General features: G+C 46.5%; 12 protein-coding genes. All 12 read left to right on the top strand.

The features are described 5' to 3' along the window. The first annotated feature begins 181 nt into the window (after nt 1-181). The 12 genes from HGH90_RS07690 to HGH90_RS07635 all read left to right on the top strand — a co-directional run bounded on the left by HGH90_RS07690 (nt 182) and on the right by HGH90_RS07635 (nt 15,172). Nucleotides 182-2,251, top strand: a complete 2,070-nt coding sequence (locus HGH90_RS07690; protein WP_169190760.1) for an alpha-L-fucosidase — start codon at nt 182-184, stop codon at nt 2,249-2,251. Between the two features lie 516 nt (nt 2,252-2,767). Beyond that, nucleotides 2,768-3,547, top strand: coding sequence for a GNAT family N-acetyltransferase (locus HGH90_RS07685; protein WP_168762237.1), 780 nt, complete (start codon nt 2,768-2,770; stop codon nt 3,545-3,547). Between the two features lie 50 nt (nt 3,548-3,597). After that, nucleotides 3,598-4,788: an argininosuccinate synthase gene (gene argG / locus HGH90_RS07680; protein WP_211092853.1), complete on the top strand. Its 1,191-nt coding sequence runs from the start codon at nt 3,598-3,600 to the stop codon at nt 4,786-4,788. Between the two features lie 11 nt (nt 4,789-4,799). Beyond that, nucleotides 4,800-5,783: an N-acetyl-gamma-glutamyl-phosphate reductase gene (gene argC / locus HGH90_RS07675; RefSeq protein WP_169190759.1), complete on the top strand. Its 984-nt coding sequence runs from the start codon at nt 4,800-4,802 to the stop codon at nt 5,781-5,783. A 29-nt stretch (nt 5,784-5,812) separates the two neighbouring features. Continuing rightward, entirely contained in the window at nt 5,813-6,940 is a 1,128-nt protein-coding gene (locus HGH90_RS07670) for an aspartate aminotransferase family protein (protein ID WP_168762239.1), read from the top strand. A 75-nt stretch (nt 6,941-7,015) separates the two neighbouring features. Continuing rightward, nucleotides 7,016-7,972: an N-acetylornithine carbamoyltransferase gene (locus tag HGH90_RS07665; RefSeq protein ID WP_168762240.1), complete on the top strand. Its 957-nt coding sequence runs from the start codon at nt 7,016-7,018 to the stop codon at nt 7,970-7,972. Then, on the top strand, nt 7,969-8,757 hold the full coding sequence (argB, locus tag HGH90_RS07660; RefSeq protein ID WP_169190758.1) for an acetylglutamate kinase: 789 nt from the start codon (nt 7,969-7,971) through the stop codon (nt 8,755-8,757). Before HGH90_RS07665 ends, argB begins: the two co-directional genes overlap by 4 nt. A gap of 3 nt (nt 8,758-8,760) precedes the next feature. Further along, complete coding sequence (locus tag HGH90_RS07655) at nt 8,761-9,825, top strand: M20 family metallo-hydrolase (RefSeq protein WP_168762241.1); 1,065 nt, start codon at nt 8,761-8,763, stop codon at nt 9,823-9,825. Nucleotide 9,826: 1 nt separating this feature from the next. Continuing rightward, nucleotides 9,827-10,408, top strand: coding sequence for a GNAT family N-acetyltransferase (locus HGH90_RS07650; protein WP_168762242.1), 582 nt, complete (start codon nt 9,827-9,829; stop codon nt 10,406-10,408). 39 nt (nt 10,409-10,447) lie between these two features. Continuing rightward, complete coding sequence (gene argH / locus HGH90_RS07645; RefSeq protein WP_169190757.1) at nt 10,448-11,782, top strand: argininosuccinate lyase; 1,335 nt, start codon at nt 10,448-10,450, stop codon at nt 11,780-11,782. A 239-nt stretch (nt 11,783-12,021) separates the two neighbouring features. Further along, nucleotides 12,022-13,170, top strand: a complete 1,149-nt coding sequence (locus HGH90_RS07640) for a TlpA family protein disulfide reductase (protein WP_168762244.1) — start codon at nt 12,022-12,024, stop codon at nt 13,168-13,170. Between the two features lie 193 nt (nt 13,171-13,363). Continuing rightward, nucleotides 13,364-15,172 carry an alpha-L-fucosidase gene (locus tag HGH90_RS07635; protein ID WP_169190756.1) on the top strand — a complete coding sequence of 603 codons (1,809 nt, stop codon included), beginning with the start codon at nt 13,364-13,366 and terminating at the stop codon, nt 15,170-15,172. Nucleotides 15,173-15,190 lie beyond the last annotated feature (18 nt).

The raw sequence follows: 15,190 nt of genomic DNA, 5'->3' as shown, positions 1-15,190 counted from the left end.
ATCCCTACCCACAATATTCTTACATTTTTGTGATAAACGGTAGTGCCGGGGGAGAAAGCGCCAGGCGGCCATATCCTGCTAAGGTGAAAATTCAATTATGAATAGGGAATTTGGGATTGGATCTGTATAGTTATCTGGTATATCTTCGCTTTCATCCGTAATCCGAAATTTACTGCTGTTAATGAAGAAAAAAACGTTACTCCTTGCAGGTTTGCTGGGCTTTAATATCGCGATGGCCCAGGAGATCAAGCCTTACGGCAGCTTGCCGTCAAAAGCGCAGGTGGCCTGGAATGACATGGAATATTACATGTTCATACACTTTGGTCCCAATACCTTCACCAATAAAGAGTGGGGACATGGAGATGAAGATCCGAAAGTATTCAATCCCACTCACCTGGATGCCCGTCAATGGGCGCGTACCGCCAAACTGGCCGGTATGAAGGGAATTGTGATTACGGCCAAACACCATGATGGCTTTTGTTTATGGCCCAGCAAGTACAGTACGCATACTGTGAGAGAAAGCGCCTGGAAAGATGGAAAAGGGGATGTGCTGGCAGAACTTTCTGCTGCGTGTAAAGAATATGGGTTGAAGTTCGGTGTATACCTTTCTCCCTGGGATCGTAACCATCCTGAATACGGTACCCCTACATACAACCAGGTATTTGCCAATACCCTCAACGAAGTGTTATCCGGCTATGGTCCTGTGTTTGAGCAATGGTTCGATGGCGCTAACGGCGGCAATATCAAACAGCCATACGATTGGAACCTGTTTCACAGCGTAGTATATAAAAATCAACCCAACGCCGTTATCTTCAGCGATGTAGGTCCTGGTTGCCGTTGGGTGGGTAATGAAAATGGTATTGCCGGTACTACCAACTGGAGCACGCTCAATGTAAAGGGTTTTACGCCCGGTGCTGGCGGCCCTCCTACCAAATCGCTGAATGAAGGTAATGAGGACGGCGAACAATGGATTCCTGCTGAATGTGATGTGTCTATCCGGCCAGGATGGTTCTACAGCCCCGATACCAACGATAAAGTTAAATCAATATCCCATCTGCTGGATATCTATTATGGTTCCGTAGGCCGTAATGGTAACCTGATCCTCAACGTGCCGGTTGACCGCGATGGGCTCATTCATCCGAACGATTCTACCCGGTTGATGGAGCTGCGCCGCGTGCTAGATGCTACCTTCAAAAACAACCTGGCAAAACAGGCTGTGGTGACTGCCACCCATACGCGGAGCAATAACGCGGCGGTGAAAGTAGCTCACCTCAATGATGGCACCAACGGCACCTATTGGGCTACCAGCGATGATGCCACCACCGCTGCTATTACCTTGACATATAAAAAGCCGGTTACTTTTAACCGCGTAGTACTGCAGGAATATATTGCACTTGGACAACGGGTAAAGGCCTTCAGTGTAGAAATACTGGAGAAGGGAAAGATGAAGGAAGTGGCCAGGGAAACTACTATCGGCCATAAGCGCATATTACTGTTACCGGATTATACCACCACGCAGGTGCGTATCAATATCCTGGATGCTAAGGCAGCGCCAGTGATCAGTGAAGTGCAGCTGTATAAGGCGCCTGGCGTGCTGGCTACCCCCGAAATCAGCCGGGACAAAGCGGGGCATATTAATATTACCTGTGCGTCGGCCGACCCGGTGATCCACTTTACTACCGATGGCAGCATGCCTGAGATGAAGTCGCCCGTATTTGACAAAAACACCCAGTTATCCTTACCGCGTGGAGGTACTGTAAAAGCGAAAGCATTTCTGAAAAATGGCAATGCGAGCGACCAGGCCATTGCTGCTTTTGATGTGGCGCCCGCCAAATGGCAGGTAATACAGGCTGATGCGGCAGCAAAGGACCATGAAGCGGGAGCTGCGATAGATGGTAACAAGGCTACCGTATACGTGACTGATCGCCAGGCGACAGCCAAATATCCGCATGAGTTCCAGGTAGACCTGGGCGAAACGCTTTCTCTGAAAGGATTTACCTATATGCCGGCTACGAGCGAATCTCTAGGCGGTATTGTATATGGATACGAATTTTACACCAGCACCGACGGTAAAAACTGGGGTAAGCCAGTGGCCAGCGGGCAGTTTGCCAATATTAAAAATAGTCCTGTGCAGCAAAATGTGGCTTTCAAGGCCACAGCAGCCCGCTACATCCGTTTTGTGGCGGTAGCGCCGGCAGATGCTTCACAGGATTGGGCCGGAATTGCCGAATTGGGAGTGATTACCCTGTAAGGAGCCCGGTACCCATATATTTAGTGAGTATGAAAAAAGAGATGGGCGAAGACAGGAGCGGGGCATTCCGTGCTTGTCTTCGCCCATCTCTTTCATACTCAATGTGAAAAATAATAATATATAAGACCTGCTTTTGCGTGTCAGCCGGACACCAGGAAGGTGGTTTGTTAAAATTCCTGCTTCCTTAAAAAAAATTCGACTATTTAAAAAGATATTGTTATAACTTTGCGGATAATCTAAACTAAAGACAATATTTATAACAATTTAACGCTGAACTGAAGTTGGAAAAAACCGCAACTCATACCAACATCTCTGCATATCATCCCGCTTTAAACAAAGGGGTATATTCTGTTGGGTTCAATGTCTTTAGATTCCTTTCCCGACGACCTAGAATTTGATAGCGCTTGTCTAAAAAATATTGGCCGCTATCGCACCGTGATTCCCCAATCATCCGGTGAGCCTTCCAGTAATGGAATTTCAATGTAGTTTATTGATTCACGATTTCAATTTAAAAAGTTGGAAAATCAACATATCATCGTTAGGGTAGCCACTCCTGACGATATTCACTATTCAAATACCATCACCGACGAGATGGAATCATCTGCCAAAGCAAGAGGAACAGGTATTGCAAAACGTTCTCCTGCTTATGTAGAGCTGAAAATGCAGGAAGGTAAAGCAGTGATTGCTGTTACTGACAAGGGCGACTGGGTAGGTTTCTGTTATATAGAAGCCTGGGGACATGAGAAATTCGTAGCCAACTCTGGTCTTATCGTGAATCCCGCCTTCAGAGGCCATGGCGTAGCTAAATCGATTAAAAAGAAAATATTTGAACTGTCCAGGGAGAAATATCCTGAGTCCAAAATCTTTGGATTAACGACCGGGCTGGCAGTAATGAAAATCAACTCAGAGCTGGGATATGAACCCGTTACGTATTCAGAACTGACCGACGATGAAGAGTTCTGGAAAGGATGCCGCAGCTGTGTGAATTTCGATATTCTCACCAGCAAGCAGCGGAAGAATTGCCTCTGCACAGCCATGTTATACGATCCGCTGGAAAAGCTGAAGGAAGCGGAAGAAAAAGCCATGGCGGAAAAAGCCGCTGCCGAAGCTACCGCTACTACGCCACAGCTGTCTGTCAACGCCAGCGGGCACATGCATCACGAACGCCGCCGCCGCAGATTTAAAGGAAATATAAGATTGTATGAGCGATGGTTGCGTTTTAAAAGATTTGTTTTGCTCAACAGCAAAAAAGAAGGTGGCGCCACCGGATCTAAAAAGAAATTTTTCCTGTTCTGATTACAGGCCTGTAAATATTGTTATCTGGAATTATAAAAAAAGATGTCATAATGAAAAAAGTAGTACTGGGATTTAGCGGAGGACTTGATACTTCCTATTGCGTAAAATATCTGACCCAAGAGAAAGGATATGAAGTGCATTCAGTGATCGTTAACACTGGCGGTTTTTCTGAAGAAGAGCTGCAGGAAATTGAAAAGCGCGCTTACAACCTGGGCGTTAAAAGTCATAAAACTGTTAATGCGATACGTTCTTATTATGATGGCGTAATCAAATATCTCATCTTCGGTAACGTACTGAAGAACAATACTTATCCACTGAGCGTAAGTGCAGAGCGTATGAGCCAGGCACTGGCCATCGCGGAATATGTGAAGGAAGTAGGCGCCGATGCAGTTGCGCACGGTAGCACCGGTGCTGGTAACGACCAGGTACGCTTCGATATGGTATTTCATATCATGATCCCCGGTGTGGAAATCATCACCCCGATCCGCGACATGAAGCTGAGCCGCGAAGAAGAAATCAGCTACCTGAAATCCAAAGGTGTAGACATGAACTTCGAAAAAGCCATGTACTCCATCAACAAAGGTATGTGGGGAACTTCCGTAGGAGGTAAAGAAACGCTGACTTCCAATGGTATGCTGCCGGAAGCCGCCTGGCCTACTCAGCTTACCAAACAGGGTGAAGAGCAGGTAAAATTAACTTTCGAAAAAGGAGAGCTCAAAGCAGTGAATGATCAGCCATTCGGTCACCCTTCTGAAGCCATTCAATATTTACAAACCCTCGCGGGTCCGTTTGCCATTGGCCGCGATATCCACGTGGGCGATACTATCATCGGTATCAAAGGCCGCGTAGGCTTTGAAGCTGCTGCGCCCATGGTGATCATCAAAGCGCACCACGCACTGGAAAAACACGTACTTACCAAATGGCAGCTGAGCTGGAAAGACCAACTGGCGCAATTCTACGGCAACTATATGCACGAAGGCCAGATCATGGACCCGGTAATGCGCGACATTGAAGCCTTCCTGCAAAACACCCAGGAAAATGTAACCGGTGAAGTATTTGTGACCCTGATGCCTTATCGCTTCCAGGTAACCGGTATCAATTCTCCGTACGACCTGATGAGCAGCAAGTTTGGTAAATATGGTGAAATGAACAGCGGCTGGAGCGGAGACGATGTAAGGGGATTCAGCAAAATTTTTGGCAACCAGACCATGATCTGGCACCAGGTTAAAAATTCTATCTAAATCAGCAGGTAATGGCAAACGATAAAAAAATAAAGGTTGGCATCATCGGGGGAGCAGGATATACAGGCGGTGAAATGATCCGGCTTTTATTAAACCACCCGGATGTAACCATTTCGTATGTACATAGCCGTAGCAACGCAGGTAACCCGTTATACGCTGTACATGCCGATCTGCTGGGGGAAACAGAACAATTATTTACCGGTGAACTTAGTAACGATATTGACGTAATGTTCCTCTGCCTGGGCCATGGCGAATCTAAGAAATTCGTGGAGGCAACAGATATAGCAGACCATGTGAAAATAATTGACCTCAGCCAGGATTTTCGCTTAGGCGAAACCGTGAAAGGCCGGACCTTTGTATATGGACTACCGGAAATGCAGCGCGACTTGATTAAAACCGCACAGAACATTGCCAACCCCGGTTGCTTTGCCACCGGCATCCAGCTGGGACTGCTGCCACTGGCTAAAGCCGAACTGCTGACAACGGTACATACCACCGGTATCACCGGTTCTACCGGCGCCGGACAAAGTCTGCAGTCCACTTCGCATTTTACCTGGAGAGCCAATAATATTTCTACTTATAAGGTACTGAGTCATCAACATCTGAAAGAAATACGACGAAGCCTGCAGCTCCTGCAGCCAGGCTTCGATGGTGAAGTTAATTTTGTGCCGGTACGGGGCGATTTCCCAAGAGGTATCTGGGTAACATCGTATCTGCACACCGACTTAACACTGGAGGCCGCTGTAAAGCTGTATAAAGATTTTTACGCCGGTCATCCGTTTACCCATGTAAGCGAAAAACAGATAGACCTCAAGCAGGTAGTGAACACTAACAAGTGCTTAATTCAACTGGAAAAAGTGGACGATAAACTGGTGATCCACTCCATTGAAGATAACCTGCTGAAAGGCGCTTCCGGCCAGGCTGTACAAAACATGAACCTGGTATGCGGACTGGATGAAACGGCGGGACTGAAACTGAAGTCCATCGTATTCTAAATGTTTTACCATTTTAATTTTTCGCCAACATGAAACTTTTTGATGTTTATCCTGTCAACGATATCATTATAGAAAAAGCCCTTGGATCCAATGTTTGGGATGATAAGGGTACACAATACCTGGATCTGTACGGTGGTCACGCCGTAATTTCCATTGGTCATACGCATCCGCACTATGTAAAGCGGTTAACAGACCAGCTGCATAAAGTAGGCTTTTATTCCAACTCTGTAAAGATGCCTTTGCAGGAGCAACTGGCGGCCATGCTGGGCAAAGTGTCCGGTAAGGAAGACTACCAGCTGTTTTTATGTAACTCCGGTGCGGAAGCCAATGAAAATGCATTGAAGCTGGCTTCTTTTTACAATGGTAAAAAGAAGATCATTGCCTTCAAAAAAGCCTTTCACGGCAGAACTTCCCTGGCAGTAGCGGCCACCGATAATCCGAAGATCGTAGCGCCGGTGAATGAAACTGACAACGTGGTATTTTTGCCATGGGAAGATGAAGCAGCGCTGGAACAGGCTTTTCAGCAATATGAAGTATCTTCTGTGATCATTGAAGGGATACAAGGTGTAGGCGGTATCAATGTAGCGAGCGAATCGTTCCTGCGGAAGATCCGGGCCTTATGCGACCAGCACAACGCAGTATTTATTGCAGACGCTGTACAGTGTGGTTATGGCAGAAGCGGTAAGTTTTATTCTCACGATTATGCAGGCGTGCAGGCCGATATCTATAGCATGGCTAAAGGTATGGGCAATGGTTTCCCGATAGGAGCCATCAGCATTGCGCCTAAATTCCAGCCGGTATACGGTATGCTGGGTACCACCTTTGGGGGTAATCACCTGGCTTGCGCCGCAGCATTGGCTGTGCTGGAAGTGATCCAGGAAGAAAAGCTGATCGAAAATGCCGCTACCGTTGGTGCGTACCTGATGGAGCAACTGCGCACCTTTGATAAAGTAATAGAAGTAAGAGGCCGGGGATTAATGATTGGTATTGAGCTGCCTGCTGAGCTGGCGCATGTGAGAAAGGAACTGCTGCATACGCATAAGATATTCACCGGCGAGGCTAAACCTAATGTGATCCGTTTGCTGCCTTCACTGGCGTTGACCAAAGCACATGCCGATGAGTTCCTCACCGCTTTCGGAAAAGAATTAAGTAAGTAACCAGACAAACAATATATATAGCCGGTAGTGTGCCTTTAAAATCTTTCCACTACCTGTTTAAAGCCTATAAGCGAAATGAAACAATTTATTTCTACAGCAGATGTTCCCAGTGTCCCGCGGTTGGTGGACATTGCGTTGAACTACAAGAAAGATCCTTTCAGGGATAAGGAATTAGGAAAGAACAAAACAGTGGGAATGATATTCCTGAATCCCAGTTTGCGAACACGGTTAAGTACACAGATTGCAGCGAAGAACCTGGGTATGGAAGCCATCGTGTTTAACATCGACAAGGAAGGATGGGCGCTGGAAATGAATGACGGAGTAGTGATGAACGGAAATACCACCGAACACGTAAAAGAGGCAGCCGCCGTAATGGGGCAGTACTTCGACATCATGGCTATTCGTACTTTTCCTGGTTTGAAGAATAAAGAAGAAGATTATACAGAGAAGTATATCAACCAGTTTATTAAGTATGCCGGAGTACCGGTAGTAAGCCTGGAAAGCGCTACCCTGCATCCTTTGCAGAGTTTGACAGATGTAATTACCATCCGGGAGAATTGGCAGCAAGCCCGCAAACCTAAGGTGGTGATGACCTGGGCGCCTCACGTAAAGGCGTTGCCACAGGCTGTTCCCAATTCGTTCGCCCAATGGATGAATGCCTGGGGAGAAGCAGACTTTGTAATTACTCATCCCAAAGGGTATGAGCTGGATGAGAAGTTTTCCGGTAATGCCCATATTGAACACGACCAGGATAAAGCCCTGCAGGATGCGGATTTTGTGTATGTGAAGAACTGGTCGTCTTACCAGGATTATGGTAAAATTACCTGCACGGATCCCAGCTGGACATTTACCAATGAGAAACTGGCACTCACCAATCACGCCAAAGTGATGCACTGCCTGCCTGTAAGAAGGAATGTAGTCATTGCAGACGAAGTACTGGATGGTCCTCAATCTATTGTGATTGAAGAAGCGGGTAACCGCGTATGGGCTGCCCAGGCTGTTTTGAGTGAAATACTGAAAGGTTCCTTATGATTGACTTATTTATCATTAAAGTAGGCGGAAACGTCATCGATAACCCGGCATTGCTGCAAACCTTCCTGGAGAAGTTTGCGGCAATACCTGGTAAAAAGATCCTGATACATGGCGGCGGGAAAATCGCTACCCGTATCGGGGATAAGCTGGGCATCGAGTCTAAATATGTAGACGGACGCCGTATTACCGATGCAGATACCATCGACGTGGTGACCATGGTGTACGGCGGATTGGTGAACAAGCAGCTGGTTGCCAAATTGCAGGCCAATGGCTGTAATGCGATCGGTTTAACCGGCGCAGATGCCAACATCATCCCTGCCGTAAAAAGACCCGTTAAGGAAATTGATTACGGTTTTGTAGGAGATGTATATACCGAGAAGCTGCATATTGCGCCCCTGCAAACCTTACTGGAAGCGGGTGTTACACCGGTGTTTGCACCGCTTACCCACGATGGTAACGGGCAAATCTTAAATACCAATGCAGATACTATTGCCTCTTCCCTGGCCATTGCCTTATCAGCCTTCTATAGCGTGCGCCTGATTTATTGCTTTGAAAAGAAAGGCGTATTGCGTGATCCGAACGATGATGAAGCGGTGATTAACCTGATCAACCAGGAAATTTACCAGCAGTTATTAGCAGAGAAAGTATTGTCAGACGGAATATTACCCAAGCTGCAGAATGCTTTCGGGGCTATTGGCAATGGCGTGAAAGAAGTACTGATAGGACATGCAGATGATGTGCTGAGTAATACAACAGCGCAAGTAGCGGGTACTTTAATATGCTAACCTATGTGGAACGAAAAATTATATGATGTGGCCGTGGCGCTGTTGAAACAGATGATTGCCACCCCTTCATTAAGCCGGGAAGAAGACGGCACCGCACAACTGATCAGTGATTTCCTGACAGCCATGGATATTCCGCACGAGCGGCATCTCAATAATATCTGGGCTTTCAATAAACATTACGACCCCGCCAAACGTAATATACTGCTGAACTCCCATCATGATACCGTAAAACCCAACCCGCAATATACCCGAGACCCATTTAGTCCGGATGTGGAAGATGGTAAACTGTACGGGCTGGGCAGCAATGATGCCGGTGGCTGCGTAGTGAGCCTGGTAGCTGCGTTCCTGCATTTTTATCATCGCAGTGATCTTAGCTATAACATCATTCTCACTACTACGGCAGAAGAAGAAATCAGCGGCTCCAACGGGATAGAAAGCATTCTGTCGCGATTGCCCGCTATCGACTTTGCCATTGTGGGAGAGCCTACCCAAACACAACTGGCGGTGGCAGAAAAAGGCCTGATGGTGCTCGATTGCACCAGCATTGGGAAAGCGGGTCATGCTGCCAGGGAAGAGGGCGAAAATGCACTGTACAAAGCATTGCCCGATCTGAACTGGTTTAAAGATTACCGTTTCCCAAAAGTATCAGATGCGCTGGGACCGGTGAAAATGAGCGTAACCGTTATCAATACGTCGAATAAAGCACATAATGTAGTACCGGCCGACTGCTCCTTTGTAGTAGACGTTCGTGCTACAGATCAATATACCCTGGAAGAGTTGCTGGATATTATCCGGGCAAACGTATCCTGCGAGGTAAAGCCAAGGTCTATGCGTATGCGGCCTTCATTTATCCCGATGGATCATCCGTTTGTACAGGCAGGTATCAGCATAGGAAAAACCTGTTATGGTTCCCCTACCACCTCCGACCAGGCCCTGATTCCAGCCACTTCTGTAAAGATGGGACCTGGCGATTCGGCCCGCTCTCATACTGCCGATGAATACATTTATTTGCAGGAGATCTGGGATGGTATTGATAGTTATATCCGTTTACTCGAAATGATACAATAATATGAACTTCGAGCCCGTACTGGAAAATAAACGCGTGTTACTGCAGCCCTTACAGGCATCGCACCTGGATGCCTTGTGGGAAATTGCTTCAGATGCTTCCTTGTGGGCTATCCAATTGTATACCATCGACAGTAAGGAAGACCTGGGGAAATATATCCAGGTCGCATTAACAGACCGGGCGGCGGGCATATCTATTCCTTTTGTGATCATCGACAAACAGGACAATAAGATAGTGGGATCTACCCGTTATATGGGGCTGTCTTTGCCGAACAAACGCACAGAAATCGGCGCTACCTGGATCACCCCTTCCCTGCATGGCTCGGGGCTGAATAAGGCGATGAAATACGCCATGTTGCGATACGCATTTGAAGAGCTGGAACTGAACCGTGTAGAATTCAAAACCGATGAGCTGAATACACAATCGCGTAATGCTATTCTGAGCCTCGGATGCACACAGGAAGGCATCTTTCGCCGGCATATGATTACCAGTACCGGCAGGATACGCAATACGGTGTATTTCAGTATGCTCCGGGAAGAGTGGCCTGAGGTGAAACAGCGGGTATTTGGTAAATATGATTTTTAATTTTGTACCGTTGTTACCGGTATAAAAAACTATAAGATTATGAAATTGTGGCAAAAAGATAAAGGTTCCCTGGCTTCCGTAGAACAATTTACGGTAGGGAAGGATCGTGAAATGGACGCTTACCTCGCACCCTTTGATGTGCTGGGATCTATGGCACATATCACCATGCTGCAAAGTATTGGGCTGCTGGAAGCGGAAGAACTTACCGTATTAAAGCAGGAGTTAAGAAATATCTACCATGAAATACAGGCCGGTAATTTTAAGCTGGAAGAAGGAGTAGAAGATATTCACTCCCAGGTAGAATTACTGCTGACCCGCCGTTTGGGTGAAGTAGGCAAGAAAATCCACAGTGGCCGTTCCCGCAACGACCAGGTGCTGGTAGACCTGAAGTTATTCCTGCGCCATGAGTTACAAACCATGGTGGAAGAAGTACTGGCGCTGTTTCATCTTTTGCAGCAAAAAAGCGAAGAATATAAAGGACACCTCATACCGGGATATACCCACCTGCAGATCGCTATGCCATCGTCTTTCGGATTATGGTTTGGGGCTTATGCAGAAAGTTTGGTAGACGACCTGACTATGTTACAGGGTGCTTATAAGGTGGTCAATAAAAACCCGCTGGGCTCCGCGGCCGGCTACGGCTCTTCGTTCCCCCTTGACCGTGAGTTGACCACTTCTTTGCTGGGCTTCGAAGCGCTGAACTACAACGTAGTGTATGCGCAGATGGGGCGTGGTAAAACAGAAAAGATCGTTGCTTTTGCTTTGTCAGGCATTGCCGCTACCATTGCTAAAATGGCTATGGACGCTTGTTTGTTCATGAACCAGAACTTTGGTTTCATCAGCTTCCCTGATGAGCTGACCACCGGTTCCAGCATTATGCCGCATAAAAAGAATCCCGATGTATGGGAGCTGATTCGTTCGCACGGCAATAAGTTACAGGCATTGCCAAATGAAATTGCGATGATGATTACTAACCTGCCTTCTGGCTACCATCGTGATTTACAGCTGTTAAAGGAAAACTTATTCCCCGCATTCCAAACATTGAAGGATTGTATCCGTATGAGCCGTTTGATGCTGGAAAATATACGTATTAAGGAAAATATCCTGGACGACGAAAAATACCAGTACCTGTTCAGCGTAGAGGTAGTGAATAACCTGGTGTTGCAGGGTACGCCTTTCCGCGAAGCCTATAAGCAGGTAGGTATGGACATTGAAAAAGGTACTTTTTCCCCGAAGAAAACAGTGGCACATACCCATGCAGGAAGTATCGGTAATTTATGCACCGAACAGATTGCGGCGCAGATGGACCTGGTAGTAAAAGGATTTCCTTTTGAATCGGTAGATAAGGCGCTGGAGCAGTTGTTGAATAAATAACCGTATTGTATACGATAATTCTTTTCAGAGAAACCGTCCCATGAGTAATGGCGACGGTTTCTCTATTTTTTAGTCAGGCTATCTTGTTGTTTTCTTGGCAATACTTTAACGTGTTGGTGGAGGTAATGACTGCGTGTTGATGATTTATTAGGTTATCTTAACATTGTTGAAATCCTCGGATATAGCGATCCTGACAAGCTGTGATGAGTTCCTGATCTGTAACCTCTTAAGAAATGTTAATGAAACGTATCTCTATTTGCAGTAATGTACTTTTAGGCCTGGTTTTCTTGTTCCCGGCAGCAGCCCATTGCCAGCATGGAGCTATATTAACCGGCATGTTTAAGGGAATAAAAAATAATGGAATGGTAAGTGTTTGTTCTTCAAAAGGCGTCCAGGATTCTGTTGTTATCAAAGATGGGGCATTCCGGTTTGACTTTCCTCCGCAAGAACAGTGGGAACTCTATTTTATTACACTCCATGGTAGCCCAATGCCATTTGCATTTCCTGTTTTTCTGGATGAAAAATCACGTTTACATCTGGTGGTTAGTAAAACACCAGATGGGTATGGGTATGCTTTTTCAGGCGACAAAAATGCGGAAGAGCAGGAAGATTTCTGGAAAGGATATGTTGGTGTTTCAACGGCATATCAGCAATTGGAAAAGGAAATAGCTGCTTCAGATACAACGGATACGCAAAAAACGGCGCAATTAAAAGCAGCATTGAGACGTAAAGAACAGCAGATAAATAATTACCCGGGAAATTGGGTGCTTAATCATAAACAAGTACCATTCAGTGCAGCCGCCATCTTTATGTTTATTCATCACAATATTAGTTTGGGAAGGGATACCGTTGCCGAACGCTATTTTGATGCGCTCTTGCCGGAGGCATTGGAAAATAACTATATAGCAGCAAGTCTGAAAAGCGATTTTAAATGGTTCAGCGACAAATATGCTACCAGTCCATTAGGAGGTAAAGCAAGGGCATTCAGTATTAAAGATACAACAGGAAATGCGATAACGTTAGATGGTATAAACGCGCCTTATTTGCTGATCGATTTCTGGGCGAGCTGGTGTGGACCATGTAGAGCAGATATACCTCGGGTAGCAGGAATATATGATAAGTATAAAGGACGTGGCCTGGACGTGCTCAGTATCTCCATGGATGAAAATCCGGAGAAATGGAAGGAAGCGGTGAAGGAGCACAAGATGGCCTGGTTACAGGGATCTGACCTTAAAGGAGGAAGAGATGGAATAGGATTCGATTACCAGGTTACCGGAATACCTTATTACCTATTACTGGATGCAAAGAGGAATATAGTATGGAGATCAACATGGGAAGCATACATGGATGATCTTGAATCAAAGTTGCAACAGATTTTTGGGAACTAGAAGTGTCTCTAATTATCATGATCACTCTTCGCCGTAGCAGCACGGTAATGATATCTTCCCGAAGAATAAACAAATATTGACAATTTAATGCCCGGATAACGGTAAATCTCCGGTTATTCGTTAATTCAATTGTGGCGGGCTGTATGGACGATGATCAGTTATTAATCTTCAACAACATCAACAGTTTGAACAAATGAAAAAGAGATTGCTGCAGGCATGCCTTTCGGGCGCGCTGTTTTTATCAACCAATGTTATGTATGCTCAGCAGGACGCCGGTTTGGTGGCCAATGCACAGGAGCCGGAAGCCATCAGGGATGCACGCATGCGCTGGTTCCGCGATGCCCATTTTGGTATGTTTGTCCATTGGGGCCTGTACAGTGTTGCCGCAGGCGAATGGAACGGCAAAAATTATGACGGCTGTGTAGAATGGTTACAAAATATGGCAAATGTTCCGGCAGCAGAATATGCCAGTAAGTTGACCCCCCTTTTTAAACCCAAAAAAGATTTCGCCAGGGAATGGGCTAAAACAGCCAAAGACGCAGGTTGCCGCTATGTGATCTTTACCAGCCGCCACCACGAAGGATTTGCGCTCCACGATAGTAAAACCACCACTTTTGATGCGATGGATGTGACCGGCCGCGACCTGTTTCGCGAAATCGTGAATGCCCTGCACGAACAGGGCTTACGGGTAGGCGTTTACTTTTCGCTGCTGGACTGGCACCAGCCCGATGCCTATGTAGAGCATGGTTTGCCTGCGCCGGGTGGGGTGAAGAATGATACCCGTGATAACGCGAAATATGTTGCTTACATGCATCAACAGGCGGAAGAGATATTTTCCAATTACGGGCCTATCGATGTAGTATGGTGGGATTACAGCTCCAAGGAGATTCAAGGCGAAAAATGGGGCGCTAATGCGCTGGTGGCGATGGTGAAAAAGCATCATCCCAACATCATTATGAACAATCGCTTATATGCCTTCGATAATAACAACGAATATACCCGTGCCAACGGCGACCTGGTAACGCCGGAACAGTTTATTCCTGAAACCGGCTTTAAGGGTATGGATTGGGAATCGTGCATGACCATGAATGGTACCTGGGGATACAGTAAGCATAACGATAAATGGCATACTGAGCAAGAGCTGGTGCGCAACATGATCGACATTGTATCCAAGGGCGGCAACTACCTGCTGAACGTAGGCCCCATGGGCGATGGTACTATACCTAGCCAGAGTATCATGTTGATGCATGGCATTGGCGATTGGATGCGGATAAATAGCGAAGCCATTTACGGTACACGGGCAAATTCTATTGGTCGCGTAAACTGGGGACGCATTACCACCAAGCCCGGCAAATACTTCCTGCATATTTTCAGCTGGCCGGCAGATAACCGTTTGTATGTGCCGCTGGCGCCGGATGCCGGTATGCAGCCACAGGCCTACTTCCTGGCAGATGCTGCCCGTACGCCGTTAAGTATCCAAACAGACGAGCGCGGTATATTCATTGACGTTAGTAACCATACCTTTAAAAGTAATAATGCCACTGTGGTGGAACTGGATGCTACTGGTAGCTCGTTAGTCTCCCGGGGTATATTCCCTGAAAAAGACGGCAGCTATGTATTGCAGGCCGGCGATGCGCAGCTGACAGGCGGTATTGTATATTCAGAAGGGGAGGTGCCTGCATTATGTAACTGGATGAATGTGGAAGATAAGGTCACCTGGCATGTAAATGTAAAGCAGCCCGGTGAGTATAAGGTAGTGTTAAACATGGCCTGTACAGATGCCTCCGCTGGCGCTAAGATCGAGGTTTCCGCGGGGAATACTGATTTGACCGATGTCGTAAAGAGTACCGATAATAGCTGGGGGGCTTATAAAGACCGGACACTGGGCACTGTTACTTTTGAAACCGCAAATGTTTATAATGTAGTAATAGCTGCTATCAATAAACCTGGTTTAGGCGTAATGAACCTCACAAAGATGCGTCTCATTCCTGTAAAAAAATAAATGCTCTTTTATGCAAAA

Source organism: Chitinophaga sp. Ak27, from assembly GCF_012726295.1.
In the GTDB taxonomy this organism is placed as follows: Bacteria; Bacteroidota; Bacteroidia; order Chitinophagales; family Chitinophagaceae; genus Chitinophaga.
The sequence above is the reverse complement of the archived record's forward strand: the minus strand, read 5'-3'. Positions and strand labels throughout refer to the sequence as shown.

What these genes read in the sequence shown, in the direction of transcription:
- HGH90_RS07635 (WP_169190756.1), top strand. Translation starts at nt 13,364, where the DNA reads ATGAAAAAGAGATTGCTGCAGGCATGCCTTTCGGGCGCGCTGTTTTTA.
- HGH90_RS07665 (WP_168762240.1), top strand. Translation starts at nt 7,016, where the DNA reads ATGAAACAATTTATTTCTACAGCAGATGTTCCCAGTGTCCCGCGGTTG.
- argB (WP_169190758.1), top strand. Translation starts at nt 7,969, where the DNA reads ATGATTGACTTATTTATCATTAAAGTAGGCGGAAACGTCATCGATAAC.
- argC (WP_169190759.1), top strand. Translation starts at nt 4,800, where the DNA reads ATGGCAAACGATAAAAAAATAAAGGTTGGCATCATCGGGGGAGCAGGA.
- HGH90_RS07655 (WP_168762241.1), top strand. Translation starts at nt 8,761, where the DNA reads ATGTGGAACGAAAAATTATATGATGTGGCCGTGGCGCTGTTGAAACAG.
- argH (WP_169190757.1), top strand. Translation starts at nt 10,448, where the DNA reads ATGAAATTGTGGCAAAAAGATAAAGGTTCCCTGGCTTCCGTAGAACAA.
- HGH90_RS07690 (WP_169190760.1), top strand. Translation starts at nt 182, where the DNA reads ATGAAGAAAAAAACGTTACTCCTTGCAGGTTTGCTGGGCTTTAATATC.
- argG (WP_211092853.1), top strand. Translation starts at nt 3,598, where the DNA reads ATGAAAAAAGTAGTACTGGGATTTAGCGGAGGACTTGATACTTCCTAT.
- HGH90_RS07650 (WP_168762242.1), top strand. Translation starts at nt 9,827, where the DNA reads ATGAACTTCGAGCCCGTACTGGAAAATAAACGCGTGTTACTGCAGCCC.
- HGH90_RS07670 (WP_168762239.1), top strand. Translation starts at nt 5,813, where the DNA reads ATGAAACTTTTTGATGTTTATCCTGTCAACGATATCATTATAGAAAAA.
- HGH90_RS07640 (WP_168762244.1), top strand. Translation starts at nt 12,022, where the DNA reads ATGAAACGTATCTCTATTTGCAGTAATGTACTTTTAGGCCTGGTTTTC.